Genomic DNA, 1,450 nt, shown 5'->3' with positions numbered 1-1,450 from the left:
GTATAACACAAGCGAACCAAAATGATAAGCAGATTTCAAAATCTATTAAGAGATTTTTTGCGCGGTTTCACATCTCTTCGGCATTAAAGGCAGCCAATGCCTATAAGAAAAAGGGAATTCCGGTTGTTGAGGTTTTCCAATACCTTTTCCTGCTGATTTTCTCTAACAGGAGCATGTATATGAGCCTGATTACCGGACGCAACACCCCCGGTTTCGCGAAAGATACCGTTTACCGTTTTATGAAGATGCTACAAATCAACTGGATCCGTTTTACAACCTTGTTGGCCTCCCGGATTATCAGGGACGCCATTGTACCTTTGGATTCCGAGGAACGTAAAAATGTTCTGATCATCGATGATTCCCTGTTTGAGCGGAACCGTTCCAAAAAGGTGGAACTGCTGGCAAAAACTTATGACCATGCAAATCACAGATACCGTTTTGGCTTCCGTATGCTCACGCTGGGATGGTCAGATGGCAGTACCTTCCTGCCGGTCAACAGCGTCCTGCTCTCATCGGAGAATAAAAAGAACCGGGTCAATGAGGCTGCCGCTGTCGATAAACGGACCGCAGGGTACCGGCGCAGGATACTTTCCGTGCAAAAAGGAACCCACGCAATGCTGGAACTGCTGAAAGCCGCTAAAAAAGCGGAGATCCCTGCCAACTATGTCCTTTTTGACAGCTGGTTTGCTTCCCCGAGTACGCTCCATGCGGTAAAATCAATCGGTTATGATGTGATCGGCATGGTGAAAAAGACGCCAAAAATGTTCTTCCGTTATAATGGGGAAGATATGTCCTTGCTCACAATCTATGATAAGAACAAAAAGAGACGTGGACGTTCCCGCTACCTGCTGTCGGTGCTGGTGGATGTGGTGAAGGACGGGGAAAGCATCCCGGCAAAAGTTGTTTATGTCCGCAACCGGAATAAGAGGAAGGAATACTTATGTCTCATCTCAACGGATACAACCCTGGATGAAAACGAGATCATCCGTATTTATGGGAAGCGCTGGGATATCGAAGTCTTTTTCAAGGTATGCAAAAGCTACCTGAACCTCAGCAGGGAGTGCAACTCCTTATCCTATGACGCGATAACAGCCCACACAGCGGTTGTTTTCACGCGGTATATGATGCTGTCCCTGGAGAGCCGGGAATCGAACGACAACCGCTCGCTGGGTGAACTCTTCCTGTATTTTTCAGACGAAATGGCCGATATCACATGGATACAGGCATTTCAAATGCTGCTCCAAATGTTCCGGTCTATCCTCAAGGACAACACCGAACTGACCGAAGAAAAGATCAACGAATTGGTGGATGCATTTATGAACACATTGCCTGTTTTGTTGAAGACACAGCTTCAGGCGGCATAGGGCAAAGGGTGAACTTTGATAATCGAATACCTGCCAGATATTGAATTTTCAAGGTGCATAGGCAAAATCTATGTGCGAAGTTTGAG

At 46.5% G+C, this 1,450-nt stretch carries 1 protein-coding gene; it reads left to right on the top strand.

Annotated elements, in window-relative coordinates; genetic code table 11:
* Positions 1-1,364: transposase (locus FGQ85_RS18195; protein WP_207670245.1), on the top strand; the 1,364-nt coding region annotated here is incomplete at its 5' end.
* Positions 1,365-1,450 lie beyond the last annotated feature (86 nt).

This window comes from Pseudoflavonifractor sp. BSD2780061688st1 E11 (genome assembly GCF_005844125.1).
GTDB lineage: Bacteria > Bacillota > Clostridia > Lachnospirales > Lachnospiraceae > Sellimonas > Sellimonas catena.
The sequence above is the reverse complement of the archived record's forward strand: the minus strand, read 5'-3'. Positions and strand labels throughout refer to the sequence as shown.